The sequence below is a fragment of the Pseudomonas benzopyrenica genome (assembly GCF_036884265.1).
Classification (GTDB): domain Bacteria; phylum Pseudomonadota; class Gammaproteobacteria; order Pseudomonadales; family Pseudomonadaceae; genus Chryseomonas; species Chryseomonas benzopyrenica.
This window is the reverse complement of the sequence record NZ_CP145723.1, coordinates 2,300,764-2,325,897: the sequence shown is the minus strand read 5'-3', so window position 1 is coordinate 2,325,897 and position 25,134 is coordinate 2,300,764. Positions and strand designations below refer to the sequence as shown.

The window sequence follows — 25,134 nt, the reverse complement described above, 5'->3', positions numbered from 1 at the left end:
CCCTATGTCACGAACAAGTCATCAAGGCGGGGTAGTGCTAACGGTTTTCCGCCAGAGGCTGCCACCATGTCCCTTATTCGTCCCGATCGTCGTCGTGTTCTGCAAGGCCTGGGAGCCACGCTGCTGTTACCGGCCCTGGGCCAGCGGACCTGGGCCGCACCGGCAGGGCGCCCGGGCATACCCGATGGTGTCCAGGCGGGTGATGTCACCGAGGGCCGGGCACTGATCTGGAGTCGTACGGATCGCCCGGCGCGGCTACTGGTGGAGTGGGATACCCAGGAAAGCTTTCGCACGCTACGCAAAGCGGCGGGGCCGATCACCACGGCCGCCCAGGACTACACTGCCCGTATCGATCTGGCAGGGCTGCCCGCCGATCAACATATCTTCTACCGGGTGCGCTTCGAGGACCTGGACAGCGGTGCGCTCAGCGAGGCCATCATCGGCCACTTGCGCTCGGCCCCCAGCCAGCGCGGCGACATCCGCTTCGTCTGGGGTGGTGACACCGTTGGCCAGGGCTTTGGCATCAACCCTGACATCGGCGGCATGCGCATCTACAACGCCATGCGCGAGCGGCGCCCGGATTTCTTTCTGCACAGCGGCGACACCATCTATGCGGACGGCCCCGTTCCGGCGCAATTGACGGTGGAAGAGGGACGCATCTGGCGCAACCTCACCACCGAGGCCAAGAGCAAGGTCGCGGAAACCCTGGACGAATTCCGCGGCAACTATCGCTACAACCTGATGGACACTCACCTGAAGAGATTCAATGCCGAGGTGCCCCAGGTATGGCAGTGGGACGACCACGAGACCACCAATAACTGGTCGCCGAGCAAGACGCTGGACGAGCGCTACCAAGTCAAGGACATCACTGTCCTGAGTGGTCGGGCACGGCAGGCCTTCCTGGAGTATGCGCCCATGCGTGGCGTCTCGGCAGACGGGGCAGGGCGCATTTACCGCCGCATCGCCTACGGCCCCTTGCTGGATGTCTTCGTGCTGGACATGCGCAGCTATCGTGCCGGCAATGACAGCAACCTGGGTGACGAGGAGGGCGGTCAGGGTGCCTTCCTCGGTCAGGAGCAACTCGACTGGCTGAAGAAGGAGCTACAGGCGTCCAGGGCGACCTGGAAGGTCATCGCGGCCGATATGCCCATCGGGCTGCAGGTCCCGGATGGCAAGGACGCACAAGGGCAGGCCCGCTGGGAGGCTATCGCCAATGGCGATCCGGGTGCCCCTAAGGGGCGGGAGCTGGAAACGGCCGACCTGTTGCGCTTCATCGCGCGGCAGGGGATTCGCAATACCGTCTGGCTTACCGCGGACGTGCACTATTGCGCCGCGCATCACTATCACCCGGACCGGGCGGCGTTCCAGGATTTCGAGCCCTTCTGGGAGTTCGTGGCAGGGCCCCTCAATGCCGGCAGCTTCGGTCCCAACCCGCTGGATGCCACCTTCGGCCCCGAGGTGGTGTTCCACAAAGCGCCACCCCAGGCCAATACGTCCCCCCTTAGTGGTTTTCAGTTCTTCGGCGAGGTCGAGATCGACGGCACGACCGCGGAATTGCAGGTCACCCTCAGGGATCAGGATGGTCGTTCGCAATTTACCCAGAAACTGCAGCCCCTGAATAGCAATACCACCCCTATAGCGTAGAAAAGTTTCATGATAACCCTCTGCATGGCTATCAAGAAGAGGCCCAAGTTCTTGTAAATGCTACAATCTGGTAGTTATCAGGTTGGAGTTGGCCATGCACGAAGACATCAAGAACGCGTTCGAAGACCTCAAGCGGAGCATCGCCATCTTCAATGAGCGCTGGCCCGGCAAGGTGATAGCCGCCCGGGTCTGGCGACTGCCTTTGTTGGCGCAGCAGCGGGTGCCGGATCACATCGCCGCGGAGGCTTTCGAGGGCAGCGCCGCGGTGGAGCTCACCCGCGACGCCTTGCTGGCTTTCCACCTGCAGCCAGGGCAGGCACCAGGCACCGTCAGTCGCTTGCCAGGCTATATCGCGCTGGCCGAGCCGTTGATGGAGGAGATCCTGGCCATCAATAGCTGCAAGGCGGCCTTCAGTGCCGCCATCGAGCAGACGCGTCTGGAGCTGGAACTGGCGCCCGAGGCGCGACCGCGCATCATGCGCAAGGCGCTGGGAGGGGCCTTCAATACCAAGCAGCTGATCCGCAAGGTGCACGGCTTTCCCGATCCGGTCCGCCAGCTGACCTTCACCTGGGCCGGTCATACCGCCGGAGGAGAGCGGGTAAAGGTGTCCAAGGTAAGGGAACAACTGAAAACCCTGGCCATGGCGCGCGCCGACCGCGAGCGAATCGCCCTGGATCGCACCCCGGAATGGCAGGAACACCAGGCGCTCAATCGCATGGCGGATGACGACATCCTGGTCCGGCATAAGAAGATCGCCCCGCATCCACGGGCGATGCTCTGGTTCGGTGAGGAAAGCCGTTATGACGCCATGATCCACGCGAACCTGCCGGTCTTCGTGGTACCGGCCGAGGACGGCATGCAGGTCGTCGATCTGCGCGATTTCGACCGTACCCAGCGCGGCGCGCTGCGACCCGACATCAAGCCGCGTCGTGAGGTCTTGGCCACGCGGCTGCTCTACCTGCCCACCGACAATCCGGAACGTCCCGCTGCCCAGCGCAACAACGAGGCGACCCTCAAGCGCTCGACCTACAGTCGTTGAGGGTCAGTGGCGTTACCGAGGAGATGAATGTCGTAACCAGATCCTTCGCCGCCGAGTGAAAAGGTAACGAAATCCTCCGCAACAACTGCGTGAACGCCAAGCCCGAATCTATTAAACCTATTAATTTCAATGACTTATGAATGTTGGCACGGCGAGTGCTTTATTACTGGCACAAGAACAACAAGATGCGCCGCTAACCGCCCACAACAAGAACAAGACGGCCAAGGCTCGCGAACCGATCATTTTGGAACTCGCCAGAGCGACCAAAGTAATCTGTTCACTTCCCACCTCCTTGGTGGGGCGTACCAAAGATCGATGACGTTGACGTCCGACAACAAGAACAAGAGGACAGCAGACGTACTTGAACAGGGGAGCCTCAGGGCTCCCTTTTTTCATGCCTGCCAAAACGCTCCAATACCACTTGCAAGACGTCAAGCAGCCACATCTAGCCCCGCCTGCCTTAAGCCCATCCCCCCGTCCTGAGAAAGCGTTGCCCTTGGCCGGTGCTCCCGTCCTTGTTGGCCTATGCTCACAGGAAGGGCGTCGCCAGAGAGGCTGACGACACGGCTTGGCTGGAAAGGGGAGCGGGTACTGGTGAGTTTGAACGTGATGGTAGTGGGAGCGTATGGAAATTTCGGCTCCATCATCAGCCGCCGTCTGGCGCGAGTGGACGGGATCGAGCTTGTGCTCGCAGGGCGCGGAGCGCAGATAGCCCAGTTGGCGCAGGAACTAGGCACCCGATTTTGGCAGGGAGACGTGCTCGGCACTGACTTCGCCAAAGCGCTAAGCGCGTTCCAGGTCGGACTCGTCATTCACACTGCGGGGCCTTTTCAAGGGCAGGATTATGCGGTGGCCAGGGCCTGCATAGCCGCGGGCGCGCATTACTGTGATCTATCCGATGCACGGGAATTCGTCGCGGGCATCACCCAGCTCGACGAGTCCGCAAGGTCTCGCGGCGTGGCCGTGCTCAGTGGCTGCAGCTCTGTTCCTACGCTGTCCGCCGCCGTCATTGAGGCTTTTCTCGCGAAGGCAGGTGGCGGTTTTTGCGCGCACAGCCTGCGCTACGGCATCACGTCCTCTGCCAAGATGCCCGGGCTTTCCACCGTCCAGGGCGTACTCAGCTATGCCGGACGTCCCGTTCCCCAGCAACGCAATGGACGGCTGGAGCAGGTGCCTGGCTGGTATGGCCTGGAGTGGGTATCCATAACAGGCATGCGTGGTCGGCGTCTCGTGGCCAACGTGGATGTGCCTGACATGGCGGTATTTCCAGAGCGCTATGGTCTTCGTGACGTCTGCTTCAAGGCCGGTCCAGGTCTCGCCCTGGGCACCTTCGCCAATCATCTGTTGGCACGCGCCATACGGAGTGGACTTATCAGCCGACCTGATGGCATCGCCAGCAGGCTGCATCGCCTGGGCCGCCGGTTCGAGGCGTTTGGCAACGGTAAAAGCGCCTTCTATCTGGAGCTGGGCGGTGTCAAAGATGAGCACCCATCGCGCTACCGCTGGGAGCTTCTGGCTACGCACGACAAGGGGCCGCAGATACCCTGCTGTGCAGCCATTGCCTTGGCTCGCAAGATGGCAACAGGCTTCCAGCCCACGCCAGGCGCTCGCGTCTGTGTGGGCGAAATAGATCTGCAGGAGTATCTGGAGGCAATAGGGCCTTCGTTCATCACGGTCACGGAGTGGTCGCGATGACCTATCTGGTACTGAAGTACCTGCATATCCTGGCCGCGGTGTTCCTGTTCGGATTCGGCATGGGCTCCTACCTCTATCTGATCGCTGCCACGCGCAGTCGCATACCTCAGGTCATTGCCCAGGTCGCGCGCATGGTGGTGTTCTTCGATACCTGGATTACCACACCCGCCGGCTTTCTACAGTTGGGCACAGGCATCGCATTAGTCACGCTGATGGGATTGTCGGCATCCTCCGGCTGGGTATTCGGCTCACTCCTGGTATTTTTCGCCGTAGGAGCGCTCTGGCTGCCGGTGCTCTGGCTGCAGGGGCGAATGCTGAAGCTTGTACGGCAAGCCTCGGAACGCGGCGAGGCGCTTGGCCCGGATTTTCAGCGAGCCTACAGACTCTGGTTCTGGATGGGTGTCGCCGGCTTCCTCGGGATGTTCGTCATCCTGCTGATGATGGTCACCAAGCTCTATCCCCATCAGCTGCTGGCGTTGTATCGCTAGGGATTCACGGTCCGAGTTTGGCGCGTTGCGCGTCCTTGATCTATCGTGTGCGCAGCCCCATCAGCCGCGGATACCTGTCCATGAGCCTTGCAAAGACCTTGCCTGCCCAGTGGCTGAACGAACCGACGCGCTGGTCCGATACGGATGGTCTGTTACACATCAGTACCGATAGCGGAACCGACTTCTGGCAGAAGACCCAATACGGCTTCGAGCGTGACAGCGGGCATTTCCGCGGTTATGTGGCCGGTGAGGATTTCACGGCGCAGGTACGGATCACCGGGACCTTTACCGAGCTGTACGATCAGGCCGGCCTGATGGTAAGGCAGGGGAGCGAGCTCTGGTGCAAGACGGGGCTCGAGATCAACGACGGCATCGCGCATCTGGGTAGCGTCCTGACCTTGGGGCATTCCGACTGGGCCCTCGGGCCGATGCCCGATGCCGTCCGCGGCTTCTGGCTGCGCATGACGCTGCATGGCGAGGTGCTGCGCCTGCAGTATTCCCTGGATGGCCTGAGTTGGCCGCTGTTGCGGCTGTGTCGATTCGCCAGCGAAGAGGGTGCGGACCTGCAGGTTGGGCCCTATTGCTGCTCGCCGCAGCGCGAGGGCCTGGAGGTCAGCTTTGCCGACCTCCAGATAGGGCCGGCGATCGTCAAGGAACTGCATGACCTGAGCTGACTGCAGGGTAGATCAGCTCATCCAGTTGCCGCCGTCGACGTTGTAGGTCTGGGCGACCACGAAGTCACTGTCGCTGGACGCCAGGAACAGCGCCATGCCGACCAGGTCCTCGGCTGTTCCCATGCGACCGTAGGGTACGGCTTCACCGACCAGGCGCTTCTTCTCGCCCAGCGGCCGTTGCTCGTAATGGGCGAAGAGGGCATCCACCCCTTCCCAATGCTCACCGTCGACCACGCCGGGGGCGATGGCATTGACGTTGATGCGGTGCTTGATGAGGTCGAGGCCGGCCGACTGGGTCAGGCTGATGACCGCGGCCTTGGTCGCGCAATAGACGGCAACCAAGGCTTCGCCGCGGCGCCCGGCCTGGCTGGCCATATTGATGATCTTGCCCCCATGCCCCTGGGCGATCATCTGTCGCGCGGCGGCCTGCAGGGTGAACAGGGGGCCGGCCACGTTGATGGCGAACAGCCGGTCATAACTTTCCCGAGAGATCTCGACGATGGGTGCCAGGTCGAACAGGGCGGCATTGTTGACCAGGATGTCGAGCTTGCCGGCGGTGGCGATCACCTGGGTGATGGCCGTGTCGATGGACGCCTGGTCGGTGACGTCCATGGCCAGGGCATAGGCGCGCTCGCCCAGCTCCTCGGCGGTCTCCCGGGCTCGTTCGATATTGATGTCGGCGATGGCCACCGTCGCGCCTTCCTTGAGGTAGGCCTGGGCGAAAGCCCTGCCGATACCGCGGGCGGCGCCGGTGATCAGGGCGCTTTTTCCTTCCAGTCTGTTCATGGTCTTGGCTCCAATCGAGAGACTGACCGCGCGGTGCAGCGCGCGGTCAGGTCTTGGGTAAAGGGTCGTTACTTGAGATAGCCCGCGCGTTTCATTTCGCGGGTCGTCGAGGTCTGGGCCGCGTTGAGGGCCTGCTCGACGCTCATCTGGCCGGTGAGGGCGGCGGAGAACAGCTTGCCGACCGAGGTGCCGATGGCCTGGAACTCGGGAATGGTCACGTACTGGATGCCAACATAGGGCACCGGCTTGGCCGAGGGATGAGCCGGGTCGGCATGCTGCATCATCTCCAGGGTGATCTTGGCGAAGGGCGCCGCGCTCAGGTAGGCCGGGCTGTAGATGGACTGGCGCGTGCCCGGTGGTACGTTGGCGATGCCGTCCTGATCGGCCACCAGCTGGATGTATTCCTTGGAAGTCGCCCAGGTGATGAAGGTCTTGGCAGCCTCCTTGTGCTTGGCACTCGCTGGAATCGCCAGCGACCAGGCATACAGCCAGGACGAGCCCTTGTCGGTGACTTCATGAGGCGAAGCGGCGAAGCCGACCTGGTCGGCCACCTTGCTCTGGCTCTTGTCGGTGGTGAAGGAGCCGGCGACGCTGGCATCCACCCAGAGCGCACATTTGCCGCTGTTGAACAGAGCCAGGTTCTCGTTAAAGCCGTTGCTGGAGGCGCCGGGCGGACCGTACTTTTTCATGTTGTCGACATAGAAGTTGGCAGCGGCCGTCCACTCGGGACTGGTCAGTTCGGGCTGCCATTGTTCGTCGAACCAGCGCGCGCCGAAGGCGTTGCCCATCAGGCTGAGCAGCGCGACGTTTTCCCCCCAGCCGGCCTTGCCTCTCAGGCAGAGTCCGTACTGGTCCTTGTCCGGCTGGTTGAGCTTGCTGGCAAAGTCGGCGAGTTGCGACCAGGTCGGCTGGTCGGGCATCTGCAGGCCGGCAGCCTTGAACAGGTCCTTGCGGTAGTAGGTGACGGTGCTTTCGCCGTAGAACGGCAGGGCATAGAGATGGTTGTTGACCGACAGCCCCTGGCGGACTGCCGGAAAGATGTCTTCGACGTCATAGCTGGCAGGCAGGTTGTCGAGCGGCTCCAGCCAGTTCTTGGCGCCCCACAGCGGGGTTTCGTAGGTGCCGATGGTCAGTACGTCGAATTGGCCACCCCCGGTGGTGATGTCGGTGGTCAGCCGCTGCCGCAGCACGTTTTCTTCGAGCACTACCCAGTTGAGCTTGATGTCGGGGTGCTGTTTTTCGAAGACCTGGGACAGACGCTGCATGCGCACCATGTCGCTGTTGTTGACGGTGGCAACGGTGACCGATTCGACGGCCTGGGCAACGCCGGTCAGTCCGAGACCGGCCAACAGCAGCAACGCGATAGGGCGCTTCATCTTCTTCTCTCCCTGACTGCCACGGCGGGCAGCTTGTTGTTGTTATGAATGGCTGGCCGCCGATATAAATCTGATCTCGACAGGCCCGCTGGAGAGGATTACAACAGCAGGGCCAAGCCGCTGGCTAACCTGGCATTGACCAGTTGCCGATACATTTTTGACCTTGATCGCCGAGCGCAACCAGGTCAAAAAAGCATCGATAGCCAGGCCGACCGGTGTGGGCCTACAAGAACAAGCAGAGGTACATCATGAAGGCTTCCGCCTTCCTCGAAGCGCGGCCGGCAGAGCTGGAAGTGATCCTTGCCGCGCCCGACCAGAGCTTTCGCTGGTACGAGCACGACTATCCCTATGCCTTGGCGCGCTGGAATCATCACCCCGAATACGAGATTCACCTGATCCGCCAGGGTAGCGGACGCCTACTGGCCGGCGACTATGTCGGGCCGTTCGCGGCCGGCCACGTGGCCATGATCGGGCCGGATCTGCCGCACGACTGGATCGGCGATCTGCCACCCGGCGAGGTGCTCGCCGGGCGCGATGTGGTCATCCAGTTCAATGGCGAGCTGTTGCGCTCGCTAAGCACCGTGGCTCCCGAGCTGGGCGACTATCTACCTTTGCTGGAACAGGCCAGGCGCGGCCTGGAGTTCAGGGCCGACACGGCCCGGCAGGCGGCTGCATTGATCGAGGCGATGGGCCAGGCCCAGGGCGCCGAGCGCCTGCTCAAGCTGTTCGCTTTACTGGGCCTGCTGTCTCGGGCGCCGGAAAGCGAAAGAATCGTTCTGGCCAGTGCCTGTTATGCGCCGGCGCTGGACGCCCGTAGCGCCGCCCGGGTGCACCAGGCCTTCGACTATCTGCTGAGCGAGCTCACCGAAGATATCCGGCTGCCGGTGATCGCCAGACGCGTCGGCATGAGCGAGGCCGGCTTTTCCCGCTTCTTCAAGAAGGTCACCGGCCACGGCTTCATCGAATTGGCGCGCAAGCTACGCCTCCAGCGGGCCTGTCGTCTGCTGCGGCAGGCGGAGCTGTCCATAGCGACCATCTGCTTCGAGGTGGGCTATTCCAATCTGTCCAATTTCAACCGGCATTTTCGCAACGAGACCGGACAGACGCCCAGCCAGTATCGCCAGGAGCAGATCGGGACGCGGCGTCAGCAGCCGCCTGGGTGAGGGCGGGTGAGGGCGGTTATGCCCTGGGAGGATCCTATAAAGGTAGGCGTAGCTGACGCTGGAGCGCCAGCTACGCCAAACGGGGCTTTATTCCGCGCTGGACGGCTTGGCCCAGAGATTGATGTCGCCTTCGACCGCATGGGTATCGATCTCGGCCAGTTCCTCGGCGGTAAAGGTCAGGTTGTCCAGGGCTGCCACGTTTTCCACGATCTGCTCGGGTCTACTGGCGCCGATCAGGGCGCTGGTGATGCGCGGATCGCGCAGGGTCCAGGCCAGGGCCAGCTGCGCTAGGCTCTGGCCGCGGCGCTTGGCGATGGCATCCAGAGCGCGTACTCGGGCCAGGTTCTCGTCGGACAGATGGCCTTGCTGCAGCGACTGGCCACCGGGCTGATTGACCCGGGCCTCGGCCGGAACGCCATTGAGGTACTTGTCGGTCAGCAACCCCTGGGCCAGCGGCGTAAAGGCGATCACGCCACTGCCGATGTCCTCGGTCGCATCCAGCAGATCCTTTTCGATCCAACGATTGAGCAGGTTGTAGGCCGGCTGGTGGATCAGCAGCGGGATCTTCCAGTCGGCCAGCAATTTGGCCATTTCCCGGGTCTTGGTCCCCGAATAGGAGCTGATGCCGATATAGAGCGCCTTACCTTGCTGGACCGCGGTGGCCAGGGCACTGGCGGTTTCTTCCAGCGGGGTGTGTTCGTCGAAACGGTGCGAATAGAAGATGTCGACGTAATCCAGGCCCAGGCGCTTGAGGCTCTGGTCTAGGCTGGCCAGGACGTATTTGCGCGAGCCGCCACCTTGGCCATAGGGCCCGGGCCACATGTCCCAGCCAGCCTTGCTGGAGATGATGAGCTCGTCGCGGTAGGCCGCGAAGTCTTCGCGCAGCAGCCGACCGAAATTGATCTCGGCGCTGCCATAGGGTGGCCCGTAGTTGTTGGCCAGGTCGAAGTGATTGATGCCTAGATCGAAGGCAGTGCGCAGCAAGGCGCGCTGACGATCCAGCGGCGTGGTGTCGCCAAAGTTGTGCCACAGGCCCAGCGACAGCGCCGGCAGCACCAGACCGCTGCGACCTACGCGGCGGTAAGGAATACGGTCATAACGATCGGAAGCGGCTTGATAAGCCATGGAAAACTCCTCGGGATGGAATACTTGTTGGAACCCAGGGCGTTCGCGCGTCGTGGCACGGACAGCGGCGCGACAACCAGAAAGAGCTCCGGGAACGGACGCCATCCGATTAAAGCTGTCGACGGCGTCTTGTACAAACGGGCGCTGCGGAATTTGCGGTGCAGGTGTACGGTAAGCGGCGATCTGAATCCTTGAAGCCGTAATGTCAGGCAAAATGACCAGATCGCAGGAAATGGAAGAAAGCAGCCAACGTGAAAAGGCAGGCACTCGATGCAGCGCTCCATAACCATAACTTCGCATAATGTATATTATGTTAAATTGGATATGGGCGGGTGCTGGTGATTGCCCTCTGCCATCCAATTAGCTCACTGCCTTTCTCCCTTACTGCCAGACCAGGCTCGGCTTCGACTTCCCTACCCTGGCATCGTCGACCAGCTTGTTTTCAGTTTCAGCGATTGCTGCTTGTGACGAATCTTCGCTGTGCGAACAAAACCGTCTTTGGTTTGCACCGCTGGACCTGTACACGGCTGCAGAACAATTTCTCGCCGGCATCCAGTGTCACCCGCACGCATCGCTGCTTAGCGTTTCTGCTAAAGGTCGTTCAGCGACGATCCTGAAGACGCGCCTGTTACCGACCGCGCCTTCAGGATCTTTCAGCTCACCGTTGAACGTTCTGGCTGATTGTCGCCAGTCATCCAGCCAAGGCCTGCTCCAGGCGCTGCAAGCGTTCCTGGTAGATCCGGCGTGCCGCTAATGCATCTTCCAGCGTTACGGCGACGAACCGCGCCTTCTGGTTAGGCTGCAGTTGGCCGATCAGATCTAGGTCGCTGCTGATGACCGTGCCGATCATGGCGTAGCCGCCGCCCGACACCGCGTCTCGGTGCAGGACGATGGGCTCGAGGCCCGCCGGTACCTGGATCGACCCGATGGGATAACAGCTGTCGACGATATTGGACGGATCCGAGCCGGCGCCAAAGGGTTGTTCGCGCGGCGTGAATGCCAGCGGTCGACCGCCCTTGAATCTATAGCCGATGCGGTCGGCTTCGGAGCCCACCGTCCAGGTATCGGCGAAAAAGGCTTCGGCCGCGTCTGCGGTCAGGCGGTGATGATAGAGACCGGGTACGACACGCAAGGTCACTTCGCCGCCGCAGGTCGGTACCAGATCGCTCGGTAACCGAGTTCCAGGCTTGGCAGCTGCCGCTGGCGTTCCGATCGGCAATTCGTCTCCCGCGGCGAGACGTCGACCCTGGAAGCCACCGAGGCCACCCAGCGTATAGGTCGAACGACTGCCCAGCACCTCGGGCACATCGAAGCCTCCGGCCACCGCCAGATAGCCGCGGGCACCGGCCTTGAGGTAATCGAACTTGAGCACCTGGCCGGCCCGCACCATGAAGGCCTCGTCCAGCGGCATTTCGGCGCCGTCCAGGCGTGGCGTCATGCGCGCGCCGCTCAGGGCGACCAGGGCGTTTTCGGCGAACTGCAGCTCCGGCCCGAGCAAGGTGCATTCCAGCGCGGCGGCGCCGGCTGCATTGCCCACCAGCAGATTGGCCGCACGCAAGGCATAGCTGTCCATGGCGCCGGACGGCGGAATGCCCAGGTGATAGTAGCCTTCGCGACCGAGGTCCTGGATCGCGGTGGCCAGGCCGGGTTTGAGTACCTTGATCATGCCGGCTCCTCCATCAGGGCGCGCGGATAGCCACGGGGATCGTCGAGAAAGGCGTCCAGGGAAAAGTCCATGGGGCGTATGTTCAGGGTGAAGCTACCCTCCTCTACCTCGGCCAGCATCCGGTCGTACTCGGCGCGGTCGATGGCGCGGAAGCGGACGATGTCGCCGGGCCGGAAAAACACCATGTGCTCTTGCAGATAGTCGAGGCGCTGCGCCGGATCGTAGATGGGCGCTGGCGTCACCCCGAACATCTGGTAGCCACCGGCACCCCGGACCGAGTAGATGCAGCCGAAGCAGCCGCCGTGACCCAGGGTCTGTTTGGGCGTGTCGGTGCGGGGCCGCAGGTACTTCGGCACCTGCAGCTGCCGCTCCGGCTCCACCATCTGGAACATGAACGGCAGTCCGGCCACGAAGCCCACCATGGAGACGAACCAGGGCGCGCCGCTGTGGGCCGCGATAAAGGCTTCGACATCGGCCAGGCCGTTGATACGCGCGGCGTATTCCAGGTCAGTGGCGGTGGGATCCTGGTGGCGATCGCGAAAGCGCATCAGCGTCTCGTGGGTCCAGGGGTCGTTGTAGAGCACCGGGATCTCGATGATGCGGGTGGCCAGTTGGCGCTCGGCCACCGCCAGGTCTTCCACGCCCTGGACGGCCGCCAGCAGCCGGTCGGGCAGCAGCACGTCGGGATCGAAGCGGATCTGGAAGGAGGCATTGGCCAGGCAGATGTCGTGGATGCCGGGCAATTGCAGCGCCTGCACCGCGCGGGTCATGGCCAGGCCGCGGAAAAAGGCCTCCAGGGACATGCTCTCGGACAGTTCGACGAACAGGTGCTCGTCGCCGCCGAAGCTATAGCGGATCGCGGTCGTCATGCGGGAATCTCCTCGGCCAACCAGTGTTCCAGGGTACCGGTGTCGAAGCGGGCTTCGATCACCCAGGGTTCGTCCAGCAGCCGTCGATGCAGGGATGCGGTGGTGGCCATGCCGGTAAGGCGCAACTCGTCCAGCGCCTGACGCGCACGGGCCAGCGCCTCGATGCGATCGGCGCCATGAGCGATGAGCTTGGCCAGCAGCGAGTCGTAGTAAGGCGGCACCCGATAGCCGGCATAGAGATGGCTGTCGACGCGGATGCCCGCGCCACGCGGCCAGGCGAGCTGCTCGACCGTTCCGGGACTGGGGAAGAAATTGCGCGCCGGGTCCTCGGCGTTGAGCCTCAGCTCGATGGCCGCGCCCAGCAGATGGATGTCTTCCTGGCGCAGCCGCAGGGGTTCGCCACCGGCGATGCACAGCATGGCCTGGACCAGGTCGATGCCGGTGACCATCTCGCTGACCGGATGCTCGACCTGAATGCGGGTATTCATCTCGATGAAGAAGAACTCGCCCCGGGCTTCGTTGAACAGGTATTCCAGGGTGCCCGCGCCGCGATAGCCGAGACTTTCGGCCAGACGAACCGCGCTGGCGCAAAGGGTCTCGCGCTGGGCAGCGCTCAGCACCGGTGATGGTGCTTCTTCCAGAAGTTTCTGACGGCGACGCTGTAACGAGCATTCGCGTTCGAACAGATGCACCGCGCGCTGGCCATCGCCCAGGATCTGTACCTCTATATGGCGAGCGTGCTCGATGAAGCGCTCCAGATAGAGGGCACCGTTACCAAAGGCGGCCTGGGCTTCACGTTGAGCGAGGGGAAATTCCCGCGCCAGTTCGGCGGCATCGCGGGCCAGGCGGATGCCCCGGCCTCCTCCTCCCGCCGACGCCTTGATCAGCAGCGGATAGCCCACCGTCTCCGCTGCCGCTATGGCCGCTTCTATATCGGCCGGTTCGCCGGCGGAGCCAGGCACCACTGGCACGCCAGCCGCCAGGGCGGTACGCCGCGCCTCGGCCTTGTCGCCCATGCGGCGAATGATGTCACCCGAGGGGCCGACGAAGATAGCACCGGCCTCCTCCACCGCATCGGCGAAGGCCGCGCTCTCGGCTAGGAAACCATAGCCGGGATGGACCGCATCGGCGCCGCTGTCGTGCAGCGCCTTGAGCAGCGCGTCGATGTTGAGGTAGCTGCGATCCGCCCGCGCCGGGCCGATCACCACCACGGCATCGGCCTGCCGCGCTGCCAGGGAATCCTGGTCCGCCTCGCTGCAGGCCAGCACCGTCTCGATGTTCAAGGCCTTGGCGGCCCGCAGAATACGGACAGCGATCTCGCCACGATTGGCGACCAGCAGACGGCGGATGCCGCCCCCTGTCGTGCTCACGAGTCGGCTCCGCTCAGGGTGGCCAGCAACTGACCCGGCTCAACCGGATCGCCGTCTTCGACCACGAAGGCCGTCAGGGTCCCGGCGACCTCGGCGTGGACCTCCGAGAATTGCTTCATCACCTCGACCAGGCCGATCACGGTACCGGCGGTGACGGTTTCCCCGACATCCACATAGGGCGCCGCATCAGGCGTGGGTTTGCGATAGAACGTTCCGGGCAAGGGCGAGAGCACCGAATGTTCGGCCATGACGATTCCTCTTCTAGGCGATGTTGTCGGAAAGGCAGGCGTAGCTAATAGATGAAGGATCCGGCGTCTCGGGCGCCAGTATCGAACGCGGAACTAGTCGGCGCGGGGTGCGCGCACGGCGATGCCGGCCGCGTCCAGGCACTGGCGAATGGCCTGGGCCAGGCCCAGTGCACCGGGGGTATCGCTGTGCAGGCAGATGGATTCGAAGGTCACCTCGACCTCGCCCCCCTCCACCGTGGCGACCCGCCCCTGTTGGCAGGCTCTCAGTACTCGCTCGGCCACCGCCTGGGGATCCAGGGCGCCCACGCGCCGGACCAGCACGATGGAGCCGCTGGCGTCGTAGTCCCGGTCGGCATAGAACTCACGCACCAGGGGCTGTCCCAGCTCGCGACCGATACGCCAGGTGGCCGAATCGGGCAGGCAATAGAGCAGCAGCCCGGGTTCGAGCCGTTGCAGCGTCTCCACCAGCAGCCGGGCAGCCGTCTCGTCCCGCGCCAGGTGCATGAACAGCGCGCCATGGGGTTTGAGGTGCTGCAGCCGCAAGCCATGCAACCGGGCGAATTCACGCAGGGCGCCGAGCTGATAGACGATATCGGCCACCAGCTCTTCGGCGGGCATCTGCAGGGGCCGGCGGCCGAAACCCACCAGATCGCGATAGCCCGGATGGGCGCCGATGGCCACGTTGCGCGCCTTGGCCTGCAGCACGGTGCGCTGCATGAGGGCGGGATCGCCGGCATGGAAGCCGGTGGCGATATTGGCCGAGCTGACCAGGTCGAGCAGCTGGTCATCCACGCCGTCGCCCAGGGTCCAGGCGCCCAGGCCCTCGCCCATGTCGGAATTGAAGTCCACCTCGATCATTGCGGTTTTCCCTGGCAGCGGTGCGTTGTCCTCGACCTTAGGACTGCCCTGCCCCCTTTGGAAGATTTATTATCCAAAGCCCAGCGTTCGGAAAAATCGATACCCCAGGACGATCCCCATGGCCCTAACCCTGCGCCAGCTGCGCTACTTCACCGCGACCGCCGAACTGGGTCAGATCTCCCAGGCCGCCATCCACCTGAACATCTCCCAGTCGGCGGTGACCAGCGCCATCCAGGAACTGGAGGGCCTGCTGGGTGCCAGCCTGTTCGTCCGTTCGGCCCAGGGGATGGCCTTGACTGACGCCGGTCGGCATTTCCTCAACCATGCCTACGGCATCCTGCGCGGGGTCGACGACGCCCTGAGTAGTGCCCTGCCCGACCACCGCGCCAGCGGCGAGCTGCGCATTGCCGCCAGCTACACGGTGATCGGCTACTTCCTCCCCCACCACCTGCAACGCCTGGCACAGCTCTATCCCGAGGTGACGGTGGCGGTGCACGAGCAGGAGCGCCAGGCCATCGAGGAAGCGCTGCTGGACAAGCGCATAGACATGGCGGTGGTGCTGACCGCCAACCTGACCCACGAGGACATCGTCTCCGAAACGCTCTTCAATTCCGAACGCCGACTTTGGCTGCCCAGTGGCCATCCCCTGCGCGATCGACCCAACGTCAGCCTGGCCGACGTCGCCCGCGAGCCCTACGTACTGCTCACCGTCGACGAGGCCGAACAGAGCGCCATGCGCTATTGGCGCCAGTCGGGCCTTGAACCCCAGGTGCGCTTGCGCACCAGCTCGGTGGAGGCCGTACGCAGCATGGTGGCCAACGGCAGCGGCGTGGCCATCCTTTCCGACCTGGTCTATCGGCCCTGGTCCTTGGAGGGCAAGCGCCTGGAAACGCGCACCCTGGTGGAGCCCATTACCCCCATGAGCGTGGGGCTGGCCTGGCACAGGGAGCATCCACTGACGCCGGCCATGCAGGCCTTTCGCAGCTACTTCCACAGCGCTTTTCTGGCGCCCCAGCAGCTGGGCGCGCGACGGTGACTGTAGATATAAATCCTCACGATAGAAAGGATTCGATGTGAATAACAGCTTGGATAGCTAAAATCCTCACGACCTTGAGGATTGCACCGGCCATCCCTTTGGCGTTAGCCTGATCCTCACGCTCGTGAGGATAAATCATGCAGGTGCTACTCAAGAATGCCGCCGACCTTGGCGCCCTCGTCCGCCAGGCCCGCAAGGCCCAGGCCCTGCGCCAGGACGATGCCGCCGGCAGTCTCGGCGTCAGTGAAAACTTTCTCGGCAAGGTCGAGCGCGGTGGCGAAACCGTCCAATGGGGCAAGCTGTTCCAGGTATTGGAAGGCCTGGGCGTGCGCCTGATCGTGGATCTGCCCCCCGAGGTGGAAGCCCAGCTGGATACCCGGACACCATGAGGCGTGAACTCCTGGCCTGGATCGACGACCAGCTGGTGGGTCGGCTGGCTGACGAGAACGGTATCTGGTCGTTCCGGTACGAGTCCGGTTGGCAGGCCTTCGGGCTCTGTCCGCAATTGCCCTTGCAGCGAGCGCCACTGATCGATGGCAGTTCGCAGCGACCGGTGCAGTGGTACTTCGACAACCTGCTGCCCGAGGAAGGCCAGCGGCAACTGCTCGCCCAGGATGCGCGCCTGGATGCCGCCGATGCCTTCGCCCTGCTGAGCTGGTACGGCGCCGAATCCGCCGGCTCCCTTACGCTGCTCGCCGAAGGTCAGCGCCTGCCGCCGGGAGATCGCCGACCCCTGAGCGATGCCGATCTTTCCCGGCGGATCCAGGCCATGCCGCAGTTGCCGCTGACCCACGAGGCGCACAAGCGCATGTCGCTGGCCGGCGCCCAGCACAAGCTGGCGGTGATCCTCGATGAGCAGGGGCTGCAGGAACCCGTGGGCGCCCTGCCCTCGACCCATATCCTCAAGCCGGACCATCCCCACGAGGCCTTCGCCCATTCGGTGATCAACGAGTGGTTCATCATGCGCTTGGCGGGTCTGGCCGGGCTGATGGTTCCCGCCGTCGAGCGCCGCTACGTGCCCGAGCCGGTCTATCTGATCGAGCGCTTCGACCGCGTCCGTACCCCGGGCGGCTGGCAACGGCGCCACGGCATCGACGCCTGCCAGGTGCTGGGTCTGGATCGTCATTTCAAGTACCAGGCGGGTAGCGTGGAGCGCCTGGCCGAGCTGGCCCGGCTGTGCGAGGCGCCCGCCGTGACCCGGACGCGGCTGTTCACCTGGCTAGCCTTCAACGTGCTGGTGGGCAACACCGATGCTCATCTGAAGAATCTGGGCTTTCTGGTCTCACCGCGGGGGCTGGCCCTGGCGCCCTGCTATGACCTGCTCTGCACGGCCGTGTACGAGAGCCGCGCCTTCGATCAGCAGCGCTGGCCGGACGCAACCACCCTCGCCTGGCCAATCCTGGGTGAAAACCGGCTGGTGGCCATCGACCGCGAGCGATTGCTGGATGCAGCCGAGGTGCTGGGTATCAAACGCTCACCGGCCGCCGCCCAGTTGCAACGCCTACGGCAACGCCTGCCCTCCCAGGCTCAGCAGTTGCTGGAACAGACCGAGCGGGTAAACCAGGCCCTGGCCGGCGCGCGGCCGGAGTTGCGGGCAGTGTTCGCCGGCGAGTTGCGCTGCCTGCGCGCGATCAGGGCGCTGATCGCCGAACAGGCCGAGCGGCTGGCTTGACGGCTACGCTCAAAGTGGCAACACCGCCAGCAGCCGCTCGCGTCTGAGCTGTTGCAGGCGAGCGATCAGCTCACCCGTGGGCGTGCTGCTCGTGAACTGTTGCAGTCGTTGACCGGCGACCGATCCCAGCCATTCCAGCTCGTTAAAGCCTTCCGGCTCGACCGCCAGCAGCAGGCAGTCACCGCCCAGCCGGGACAACAGCCGTACGATCCGGCTCTGCGGACCCTGGGTGAGCCACTCCTCGTGCAGCGCGCCGACGTCCTCCAGCCGTAGCACCGGGAGGTCGCTGCAGCCGGGCAAGCCGCTGCGCAATTCCGCCGTTACCGCGGGGTCGAGACCGCTATGCAGGATGACCAGCGCCACGGCCGGTCGGAGGTCGTCTACCGCTGTCCAGAATTGGCTCGTCATGCGGGACCTCCTGGTGATCGGTCGTGGCCTGGGTTCAGGCGAAGGCGTTGTGGTAGGCGTTGAGCGCCGGGGCACCCCCGAGGTGAACATAGAGTACCTGGCTGCCCTTGGTGATCTCGCCACTGCGCGCCATGGCGATCAGCCCAGCCATGGATTTGCCCTCGTAGACCGGGTCGGTGAGCATCCCCTCCATCTGCGCGGTGTAGCGGATGGCCTCGACGGTGGGGCCATCCGGCAGGCCGTAGTCCGGTCCGCAGAACCGTGGCTCGATGATGACGTCCTCGTCGCGGATCTCCTGCTTCAGGCCGATCATCTCGGCGGTGTTGCGCGCGATCTTGGTCACCGCGGCGCGGGTCATCTCGGCGTCCGCCGCCGTGTCGATGCCGATCAGGCGGCGTTCCCGCTCCTGGGCGCGAAAGCCCACCACCATGCCGCCCTGGGTAGAACCGGTACAGGTGGCCGTGACCACGGTATCGAAGAAGAGGCCCTGGTCGCGCTCTTGCGCCGCCAGTTCATCGGCAAAATGGGCATAGCCGAGGCCACCCAGGGGATGATCCGAGGCGCCGGCGGGAATGGCGTAGGGTTTGCCGCCCTCACGCCGCACCTCATCCAGCGCGCGCTCCCAGGTCGCCTTCACCGCGGTGGAATAGCCCTCACCTTCCAACAGCGTCTGGGCACCCATCAGCCGCGACAGCAGGATGTTGCCGACCTTGTCGTAGACCGGGTCTTCCCACTTGGTCCACTCCTCCTGGACCAGCCGGCACTTCATGCCCAGCACCGCGGCGACGGCGGCCACCTGGCGCGTGTGGTTGGACTGGATGTTGCCGATGGACACTAGGGTATCGCAGCCCTGCGCCAGCGCATCGGCGGCCAGCCATTCCAGCTTGCGCACCTTGTTGCCGCCATAGGCGAGACCGGAGGAAACGTCGTCACGCTTGGCCCAGAGTTCGATACCGAGGTCCTTCGACATGCGCTCCAGCTTGTGCAAGGGCGACGGGAAATAACCGAGCTTGACGCGGGAAAAACGCTTTTCGAGGTCCAGGGACATAGCAGCGACTCCAGTGATGAGAGAACGCCTTCCATGCTAGGCAAAGTCCTGGAAAAGGTGCTTTCGAATGCCCGGCACAAAACCTGCTTTCCTTCTGGATTGGGTGTTTGAACGACAAGACCCTTCAGCCAGAATCCTCTTCCAAAGGAGAATCTTTCGATGAGCGAAAGCGCGGAACTCACTCCGGTCGAACGCAAGATCCTGAGAGCCCTGCAACAGGACGGCCGTCTGAGCAATGCCGAGCTGGCCCGCCAGGTGTCCCTGAGTCCCAGCGCCTGCTGGAATCACACGCGCAAGCTGTTCGACAGCGGCGTCATCACCGGCGTCAGGGCCCATGTGGACCCCAAGGCCGTGCAGCGGGAGACCGCGGTATTAGTAGGGGTGGTGCTGGACCGATCGACCCCGGAATCCTTCCAGGCCTTCGAAGCGGCCGCCCGCGCCCTGCCCCCGGTGTTGGAGTGCTACCTGGTGGCCGGCGACGTCGACTACTTCATCAAGCTCAGGGTCAAGGACATCGCCGCCTTCAATCGCCTGCACAGCGAGCGGCTGATCGCCCTGCCCGGCGTGCGCCAGGTGCGCACCTTTTTCGTGCTGAACGAAGTCAAGACCGAGGGGTTGTTGCCTATCTGATTCGGCGGGTGGCGCTTAGGCAGGGACGGCTGCCGAGCGGCGCCCGTTCAGGATAGCCGTCGGTTTCCGAAATTGCTGCGACATTTTGGAAATACCTAAACCGGAATCAGCCAATGACAGAAAATCGATCCATGCTGCCGTTCAGCAGCGGCAAAAATACATGGAGCTGCAGCCGCTTCAGGGAGATGTGGGTGCCACGCTATCAGCGCATACAGCGGGATTCAAAGGGGTAACCAAAGCTAAGGCGGTTTCCACAATTTCTGATTTTGGTGAAGCAAATCCTGACTCCATCCAATGAACCCCTATTCCTAGCAACCCTATAACCACGCCATGGCGCAGCATCCCTGGTGCTTCAGGAACCTTCATCGTCTCCGTTAGCAGTTGGCCGAAAGACAATCGCCAAGCTGAGCAAACCTCACGGGCAACCCGGCTAATGTAGCCGGCATCCACTGCAAACAACCGCGCAGTCACTGGATCTGCAGCGATATCGGCATAGTAGGTATCCAGAATGGCGTAGACCTGCGCTTGGCTGCCTTCCTGTCGTGTAGCGGCCTGTTTCAGGCGAGCAATGATCTGAGTGCTTGTCTCTGTATGCATCGCGATGAATAGCTCTTCACTGTTCGCGAAATTCTCGTAGAAATAGCGCTCGGTAAGGCCTGCTGTGACACAGATCATCTTTACCTTGGTGGCATGAAAGCCGTTTGAACCGTAAAGCTCTTTAGCGGCTGCAATCAATTTGGCGCGTCGCTGTGATTTCCGCTCTTCAGGCGAATTTCCACGGTAGGTCCGTGAGGGCCGGGATAAATCAGTAGAGAGGTCGGTTGTATTCATAGTCACAGGTTAAGACGCAGAAACTGATAGTTCAACCAGCGCAAAGCGGATCGATGGCAACGCCTCCCCCATGATTTGACAACACTCATTGTCAGACTATAGGCTTCTATCCACATTCTTGCTTAGATGACTACTGCCGACTTGCAAGTAGGTCTTTCTGACGACCCAGATGATGTGGAGTAGCTCCAAAATGTCCGTTTCCAGCCTCTTCGAGCCGCTATCGTTGCGTCATGGCAAGCCCATGCCGAATCGCCTCATGCTGGCACCGCTTACCAACCGCCAAAGTCGACCCGATGGAGCGCCTACGGATGACGATGAACATTGGCTAAAGCTGCTTGGCGAAGGGGGCTATGGCCTGATCCATACCTGCGCGGCTACGGTGTTAGCAGGCGGTAGGACCTTCATCGGCCAGCTTGGAATACACTGTGATGATTTCCTTCCAGGCCTAACACGGCTGGCTAAAGCCGCTGGTGCACACGGCGCGTTGACTTCGGTCCAACTCCATCACGGTGGCTATCGAGTAGATCCCGAACTGGGCGGTATCCCTTTGCCTGCGTCTAATGGTTTGGTGTCTGGCATCGGTGCAATCAGTGTGGAGCAAATAGCGTCTGTCAGAGATAGCTTTGTGAAAGCGGCCGTACGGGCCGCCGAAGCAGGCTTTGATGGGGTGGAATTGCACGGAGCGTTTGGCTTTGTTCTTTCGCAATTTCTATCACCCTTGCTCAACACCCGTAACGATCAATACGGGGGCGATCTGGAGAATAGGGCTCGGATCGTATTTGAAACGATCAATGCTGTACGAACAGCGCTCGGGGCTGATTTTCAGCTTGGAATACGACTTTCTGTAGACCGACACGGGCTGAAGGTCGAGGAAATCCGTGATGTCGTAGGTGAGATCATGCGACAACAGCAAGTCGATTACATTGACCTCGCCTTGTGGGACTCTGCGCAACGTATCGGGCAAGGCTCCAAAGAAGGTCGCAAAATGCTGGAGCTGTTTACTTCCTTGCCCCGGCACGGTGTACGTCTTGGTACTGCGGGCAAGATCATGAGCGCAAGCCGGGCGTCCGAGCTTCTGGAAGAGGGTTGCGATTTTGTATTGATCGGACGCGCTGCCTGTATCCATCCGGACATTCCACGCCGGATCGCTGCCAATCCTCATTATGTCGTGCCCTCACTGCCTGTGAGCGAGCAGTTCCTTCAGGCGCAGGGGCTTAGCACCCCCCTGATCGATTACCTTAAAACCTGGCCTGACTTCGTTAAAAACTAACGGTTTTGAAAGGACATTTAGCATGTTGAGCTACACCATGATTGGCACAAATGACTTGAAAGCGGCGGAGTGCTTGTACAATGCGATTCTTCTGCCACTGGGCTATGAGGTCGAAGAGTGGCGAGGGCGCTTGATCTATTCCATGCCAGGCATTGAGGACCAGCACAATGGTCCTGGAGCTTTCTATGTCACCAAGCCACTTGATGGCCAACCGGCAACAGTCGGAAATGGCACCATGGTGGCTTTCCGCGCCCAATCGCAGGCCACCGTCCGCGAGTTACACGGGCTTGGCCTAACGCATGGCGGTACTGATGAAGGCGCACCTGGATTTCGCGATGATTACGGCCCTAGATTCTATGTAGGGTATTTGCGCGATCCGGACGGAAATAAAGTCGCGCTCTTCTGTACAAATCCCTCGGAGCCTCAGCGAGGTTAGCCAGATGCCCTCTGCGAGAAGCCGCTAAGGGTCGATAGCAGGCCTTCGAGCTGCTGCTCCCACCTATTAAAGACCTTCTCTAAGTCGTTCACGGAAAATTCCGCAGGCAGTCGCAGCTATTGCAACCAGACTCTAGGGCCGTCGCATGAATTGCGATCAACTGTCGCAGCAATTTCGAAAATCTAAAGCCTCCAATTATGGCCCTCGCCGGCTAGCAGTCGCACCTGTTTCGGAAACCGACAAGAGGATCAAGCCTTTACGGCTAGAGCCAGGATGGTGGCCACCAGCGCCTGGGTGCGCGGGACCAGGGTGTCGAGCACCAGGAACTCGGCGTCGGTATGCACCTTGCCACCGACCGGGCCCAGCCCACAGAGGGTGGGCACACCCAGGCTGGCGGTAAAGCCGGAGTCGGCGCAACCGCCGGTGAATTCCCCCTCCACGCTGAAGCCGAGTGCCTGCGCCTCGCGCTGGTAGAGCGCCAGCAGGTCACGGCTCAGGTGCTCTTCCATGGGCAGGAACAGGCCGGTGGTAATGACGCTGGCCCGGGTTCCCGGCAGCTCTTCCTCGGCGACGATGGCCTCGATGCGCTTCTGCAGTTCGGGCCAGTCGGCCAGGGCGACGAAGCGCACGTCCAGGCGCGCGGTGGCGCTGGGCGCGACGGTATTGCTGGAGGTACCGCCCTCGATGAGACCGACATTGGCGGTGATGCCACGCTCGTAGTCGGTCAGGGCGTGCAGCTTGACCACCTTGAGCGCCAGGGCCTGGATGGCGCTGGCGCCCTCGGCGTGGTTGACCCCGGCGTGGGCGGCGCGGCCGCTCACCCTGAGGGTCAGGCTGGCACCCCCCTTGCGCGCCTTGACCACGTTGCCGCTGACCCGCCCGGGCTCGCAGTTCAGTACCGCCCGGGCTGCGCGCGCCGCGGCTTCCAGATGAGGACGCGCCGTGCCGGAGCCGATCTCCTCGTCACCGGTGTAGAGCACCCGTATCGGAAATGGCAGCTCGCCGGCGCGCTTCAGCGCGCGCAGTGCAAAGCAACTCGCCACCAGGCCACCCTTCATGTCCGCGACACCAGGACCATAGGCTTGGTGGGCATCCTGGGTAAAGCCGCGGCTGGCCACGGTACCCGGCGGAAAGACGGTGTCGCGATGGCCCAGCAGCAGCACCGCGGCGCCCGTGGCGGGCCCCACCTGGGCGGCGATGACGTCACCGAAATCGTCCACCGGCATCCGGGTGACCTCGATGCCGTCTTCGGCCAGGGCGGCGGTGAGCACGGCACCGACGGCATCGACGCCGGCCTTGTCGTAGCTGTTGGAATCGGTATCGACCAGGCGTTGCAGCAGGCGGGTCATCGGCTCGCGCTGGGTGGCGAGCCACTCCAGGGCAGTGGTCTTGGCAAGGGACATCAACTGCGGCTCCAGCGATCGCCCAGGTCCCAGAACAGCCCGGCCATGAGTTGCAGCCCCTGCCGCACGACCGGGGCCAGGAGATGCTCGTTGGGCGCGTGCTGGGAGCAGGCGGGATATGAATGGGGTACCCAGAGGGTGGGCAGGTCGAGGATGTCGGCAAAGATGTCATTGGGCAAGCCACCGCCGAAATTGGGCAGCAAGGCCGGCTTTTCGCCCAGAGTGCGGGTCAGGGAGGTCAGGGCCCAGTCCACCCAGGGATTCTCCGGGTCCAGCCGCGAGGCGTGGAGGATCTCGTCCTTGGCACGGGTGACCCGCACCGCGGCGAAACCCCGTTCGGCCAGGTGCGCCTCGATCAGCGGGATGAAGGTCGTGCAGTCGCAGCCGGCGACGAAGCGGATCTGGCAGTGGGCACGGGCACTACCAGGAATGGCATTGACCGGTGCCTCGGGATTGCCGGTGGTGAAGGCCAGTAGTTCGAAGGTATTCCAGCCGTAGACACGTTCGGCCGGGGTCAGCCCAGGCTCGCCCCAGAGGGGATCGATGGCCGGATCGCCCGGTGCGCCGCCCACCTCGATGTCGGCCAACGCCCTGCGCACCGGTGCGGGCAGCTCCGTGGGCTTGAGCCCCGCGACCTGGATCTGGCCCTGGGCATCCACCAAGCTGGCCAGGGCGTGGGCGAGAATGATGCCGGGATTGGCCAGCAGTCCGCCCCAGTTGCCGGAGTGATGGCCGCCTTCGCGCAGGTCCAGGTGCAGGTCGACATTGAAGGTGCCCCGGGCACCCAGGAACAGCGTTGGCCGGGATGCCGAAACCCGCGGACCGTCTGAGGCGATGAACAGGTCGGCGGCCAGGGCCTGACGCTGCTCCTGGCAGAAGGTGCGCAGGCCGACCGAGCCGATCTCCTCGCCCATCTCCAGCAGCAGCTTGACGTTGTAGCCCAGGCGTCCGCCGCGGGCGGCGATCACCTGTTCCAGCGCCGCCAGGTTGAGCAGGTGCTGGCCCTTGTTGTCGGCGGTGCCGCGGCCGTACCAGCGCTCGCCCTGCTCCACCAGGGTCCAGGGCGCAAGGCCTTCGCGCCAGCGGCTGGCATCACCGCGCACCACGTCACCGTGGCCATAGCTGAGCAGGGTCGGCAACGCCGGATCCTCGATCCGCTCGGCGATCAGCAAGGGCCCCTTGCCGGCGACCGGATTGTCCAGCTGCCGGCTGATGAAGCCGAGACTGGCCACATAGGGGGCGATGAACTCATCCAGGTAGCGCTGCAGCTCCGCCTGGCGCTCGGGTTCCTGGCTTTCGGTGGGATGGGCCACGGCGGTGGCGAGCCGGGCACGGAAGGCGCCGCTGTCGAAGTGCGCGGCGGCAAGCTCAAGGGCATGGGTACGGCTGGTCATGGCGG

At 63.1% G+C, this 25,134-nt stretch carries 25 protein-coding genes; 12 read left to right on the top strand and 13 right to left on the bottom strand.

Annotated elements, in window-relative coordinates; genetic code table 11:
• The first annotated feature begins 66 nt into the window (after nt 1-66).
• The 5 genes from V6W80_RS10905 (at nt 67) to V6W80_RS10885 (ending at nt 5,540) form a co-directional block, all read left to right on the top strand.
• Nucleotides 67-1,644 carry an alkaline phosphatase D family protein gene (locus tag V6W80_RS10905; RefSeq protein ID WP_338547078.1) on the top strand — a complete coding sequence of 526 codons (1,578 nt, stop codon included), beginning with the start codon at nt 67-69 and terminating at the stop codon, nt 1,642-1,644.
• A 94-nt stretch (nt 1,645-1,738) separates the two neighbouring features.
• Nucleotides 1,739-2,683, top strand: a complete 945-nt coding sequence (locus V6W80_RS10900; RefSeq protein WP_160922439.1) for a DNA replication terminus site-binding protein — start codon at nt 1,739-1,741, stop codon at nt 2,681-2,683.
• A gap of 594 nt (nt 2,684-3,277) precedes the next feature.
• The gene (locus tag V6W80_RS10895) at nt 3,278-4,378 is read left to right on the top strand and encodes a saccharopine dehydrogenase family protein (RefSeq protein ID WP_338547076.1); all 1,101 of its coding nucleotides are present in this window, start codon (nt 3,278-3,280) and stop codon (nt 4,376-4,378) included.
• Entirely contained in the window at nt 4,375-4,866 is a 492-nt protein-coding gene (locus V6W80_RS10890) for a DUF2269 family protein (RefSeq protein ID WP_338547074.1), read from the top strand. The genes V6W80_RS10895 and V6W80_RS10890 overlap by 4 nt, the downstream gene beginning before the upstream one ends.
• An 80-nt stretch (nt 4,867-4,946) precedes the next feature.
• Nucleotides 4,947-5,540: a DUF1349 domain-containing protein gene (locus V6W80_RS10885; RefSeq protein ID WP_338547072.1), complete on the top strand. Its 594-nt coding sequence runs from the start codon at nt 4,947-4,949 to the stop codon at nt 5,538-5,540.
• Nucleotides 5,541-5,552: 12 nt separating this feature from the next.
• Here the strand turns inward: V6W80_RS10885 and V6W80_RS10880 are convergent, their stop codons facing one another.
• Nucleotides 5,553-6,326: an L-iditol 2-dehydrogenase gene (locus V6W80_RS10880; RefSeq protein WP_184288175.1), complete on the bottom strand. Its 774-nt coding sequence runs from the start codon at nt 6,324-6,326 to the stop codon at nt 5,553-5,555.
• Nucleotides 6,327-6,394: 68 nt separating this feature from the next.
• Nucleotides 6,395-7,702, bottom strand: coding sequence for an ABC transporter substrate-binding protein (locus tag V6W80_RS10875; protein ID WP_338547070.1), 1,308 nt, complete (start codon nt 7,700-7,702; stop codon nt 6,395-6,397).
• A gap of 248 nt (nt 7,703-7,950) precedes the next feature.
• On the opposite strand from V6W80_RS10875, the gene V6W80_RS10870 reads away from it, so the two are divergent.
• Nucleotides 7,951-8,865 carry an AraC family transcriptional regulator gene (locus V6W80_RS10870; protein WP_338547068.1) on the top strand — a complete coding sequence of 305 codons (915 nt, stop codon included), beginning with the start codon at nt 7,951-7,953 and terminating at the stop codon, nt 8,863-8,865.
• An 87-nt stretch (nt 8,866-8,952) separates the two neighbouring features.
• On the opposite strand, the gene mgrA is transcribed toward V6W80_RS10870, so the two are convergent.
• The 6 genes from mgrA to V6W80_RS10840 form a co-directional block, all read right to left on the bottom strand.
• Nucleotides 8,953-9,990 carry an L-glyceraldehyde 3-phosphate reductase gene (gene mgrA, locus V6W80_RS10865; RefSeq protein ID WP_017640213.1) on the bottom strand — a complete coding sequence of 346 codons (1,038 nt, stop codon included), beginning with the start codon at nt 9,988-9,990 and terminating at the stop codon, nt 8,953-8,955.
• A gap of 691 nt (nt 9,991-10,681) precedes the next feature.
• On the bottom strand, nt 10,682-11,656 hold the full coding sequence (locus V6W80_RS10860; RefSeq protein ID WP_338547066.1) for a biotin-dependent carboxyltransferase family protein: 975 nt from the start codon (nt 11,654-11,656) through the stop codon (nt 10,682-10,684).
• Nucleotides 11,653-12,525, bottom strand: coding sequence for a 5-oxoprolinase subunit B family protein (locus tag V6W80_RS10855; RefSeq protein ID WP_338547064.1), 873 nt, complete (start codon nt 12,523-12,525; stop codon nt 11,653-11,655). The genes V6W80_RS10860 and V6W80_RS10855 overlap by 4 nt, the downstream gene beginning before the upstream one ends.
• Nucleotides 12,522-13,895, bottom strand: a complete 1,374-nt coding sequence (locus tag V6W80_RS10850; protein ID WP_338547062.1) for an acetyl-CoA carboxylase biotin carboxylase subunit — start codon at nt 13,893-13,895, stop codon at nt 12,522-12,524. The genes V6W80_RS10855 and V6W80_RS10850 overlap by 4 nt, the downstream gene beginning before the upstream one ends.
• Nucleotides 13,892-14,143, bottom strand: a complete 252-nt coding sequence (locus tag V6W80_RS10845; protein WP_017640209.1) for an acetyl-CoA carboxylase — start codon at nt 14,141-14,143, stop codon at nt 13,892-13,894. Before V6W80_RS10845 ends, V6W80_RS10850 begins: the two co-directional genes overlap by 4 nt.
• A gap of 93 nt (nt 14,144-14,236) precedes the next feature.
• On the bottom strand, nt 14,237-15,001 hold the full coding sequence (locus tag V6W80_RS10840) for a 5-oxoprolinase subunit PxpA (RefSeq protein WP_338547060.1): 765 nt from the start codon (nt 14,999-15,001) through the stop codon (nt 14,237-14,239).
• Nucleotides 15,002-15,119: 118 nt separating this feature from the next.
• Here V6W80_RS10840 and V6W80_RS10835 point away from each other — a divergent pair, with 118 nt between their 5' ends.
• From V6W80_RS10835 to V6W80_RS10825, 3 genes are all read left to right on the top strand, one after another.
• Nucleotides 15,120-16,037: a LysR family transcriptional regulator gene (locus V6W80_RS10835; RefSeq protein ID WP_338547058.1), complete on the top strand. Its 918-nt coding sequence runs from the start codon at nt 15,120-15,122 to the stop codon at nt 16,035-16,037.
• Between the two features lie 137 nt (nt 16,038-16,174).
• Nucleotides 16,175-16,426, top strand: a complete 252-nt coding sequence (locus V6W80_RS10830; protein ID WP_058790267.1) for a helix-turn-helix domain-containing protein — start codon at nt 16,175-16,177, stop codon at nt 16,424-16,426.
• Nucleotides 16,423-17,709, top strand: a complete 1,287-nt coding sequence (locus V6W80_RS10825) for a HipA domain-containing protein (protein ID WP_338547055.1) — start codon at nt 16,423-16,425, stop codon at nt 17,707-17,709. Before V6W80_RS10830 ends, V6W80_RS10825 begins: the two co-directional genes overlap by 4 nt.
• Before the next feature lie 9 nt (nt 17,710-17,718).
• On the opposite strand, the gene V6W80_RS10820 is transcribed toward V6W80_RS10825, so the two are convergent.
• Nucleotides 17,719-18,117, bottom strand: coding sequence for a hypothetical protein (locus V6W80_RS10820; protein WP_338547053.1), 399 nt, complete (start codon nt 18,115-18,117; stop codon nt 17,719-17,721).
• A 34-nt stretch (nt 18,118-18,151) separates the two neighbouring features.
• Complete coding sequence (locus V6W80_RS10815) at nt 18,152-19,159, bottom strand: 1-aminocyclopropane-1-carboxylate deaminase (protein ID WP_338547403.1); 1,008 nt, start codon at nt 19,157-19,159, stop codon at nt 18,152-18,154.
• 165 nt (nt 19,160-19,324) lie between these two features.
• On the opposite strand from V6W80_RS10815, the gene V6W80_RS10810 reads away from it, so the two are divergent.
• Nucleotides 19,325-19,795 carry an Lrp/AsnC family transcriptional regulator gene (locus V6W80_RS10810; RefSeq protein WP_064308720.1) on the top strand — a complete coding sequence of 157 codons (471 nt, stop codon included), beginning with the start codon at nt 19,325-19,327 and terminating at the stop codon, nt 19,793-19,795.
• 177 nt (nt 19,796-19,972) lie between these two features.
• Here V6W80_RS10810 and V6W80_RS10805 read toward each other — a convergent pair whose 3' ends face one another.
• Nucleotides 19,973-20,626: a TetR/AcrR family transcriptional regulator gene (locus tag V6W80_RS10805; protein WP_082900457.1), complete on the bottom strand. Its 654-nt coding sequence runs from the start codon at nt 20,624-20,626 to the stop codon at nt 19,973-19,975.
• Nucleotides 20,627-20,816: 190 nt separating this feature from the next.
• On the opposite strand from V6W80_RS10805, the gene V6W80_RS10800 reads away from it, so the two are divergent.
• Both V6W80_RS10800 and V6W80_RS10795 read left to right on the top strand, forming a co-directional pair.
• Complete coding sequence (locus V6W80_RS10800; RefSeq protein ID WP_338547051.1) at nt 20,817-21,896, top strand: NADH:flavin oxidoreductase; 1,080 nt, start codon at nt 20,817-20,819, stop codon at nt 21,894-21,896.
• A 22-nt stretch (nt 21,897-21,918) separates the two neighbouring features.
• Complete coding sequence (locus tag V6W80_RS10795) at nt 21,919-22,332, top strand: VOC family protein (RefSeq protein WP_082900459.1); 414 nt, start codon at nt 21,919-21,921, stop codon at nt 22,330-22,332.
• Nucleotides 22,333-22,580: 248 nt separating this feature from the next.
• Here V6W80_RS10795 and V6W80_RS10790 read toward each other — a convergent pair whose 3' ends face one another.
• Together V6W80_RS10790 and V6W80_RS10785 are read right to left on the bottom strand one after the other, a co-directional pair.
• The gene (locus V6W80_RS10790; RefSeq protein ID WP_338547048.1) at nt 22,581-23,735 is read right to left on the bottom strand and encodes a M20 family metallopeptidase; all 1,155 of its coding nucleotides are present in this window, start codon (nt 23,733-23,735) and stop codon (nt 22,581-22,583) included.
• Nucleotides 23,735-25,129: a M20 family metallopeptidase gene (locus tag V6W80_RS10785; RefSeq protein ID WP_338547047.1), complete on the bottom strand. Its 1,395-nt coding sequence runs from the start codon at nt 25,127-25,129 to the stop codon at nt 23,735-23,737. The genes V6W80_RS10790 and V6W80_RS10785 overlap by 1 nt, the downstream gene beginning before the upstream one ends.
• Nucleotides 25,130-25,134 lie beyond the last annotated feature (5 nt).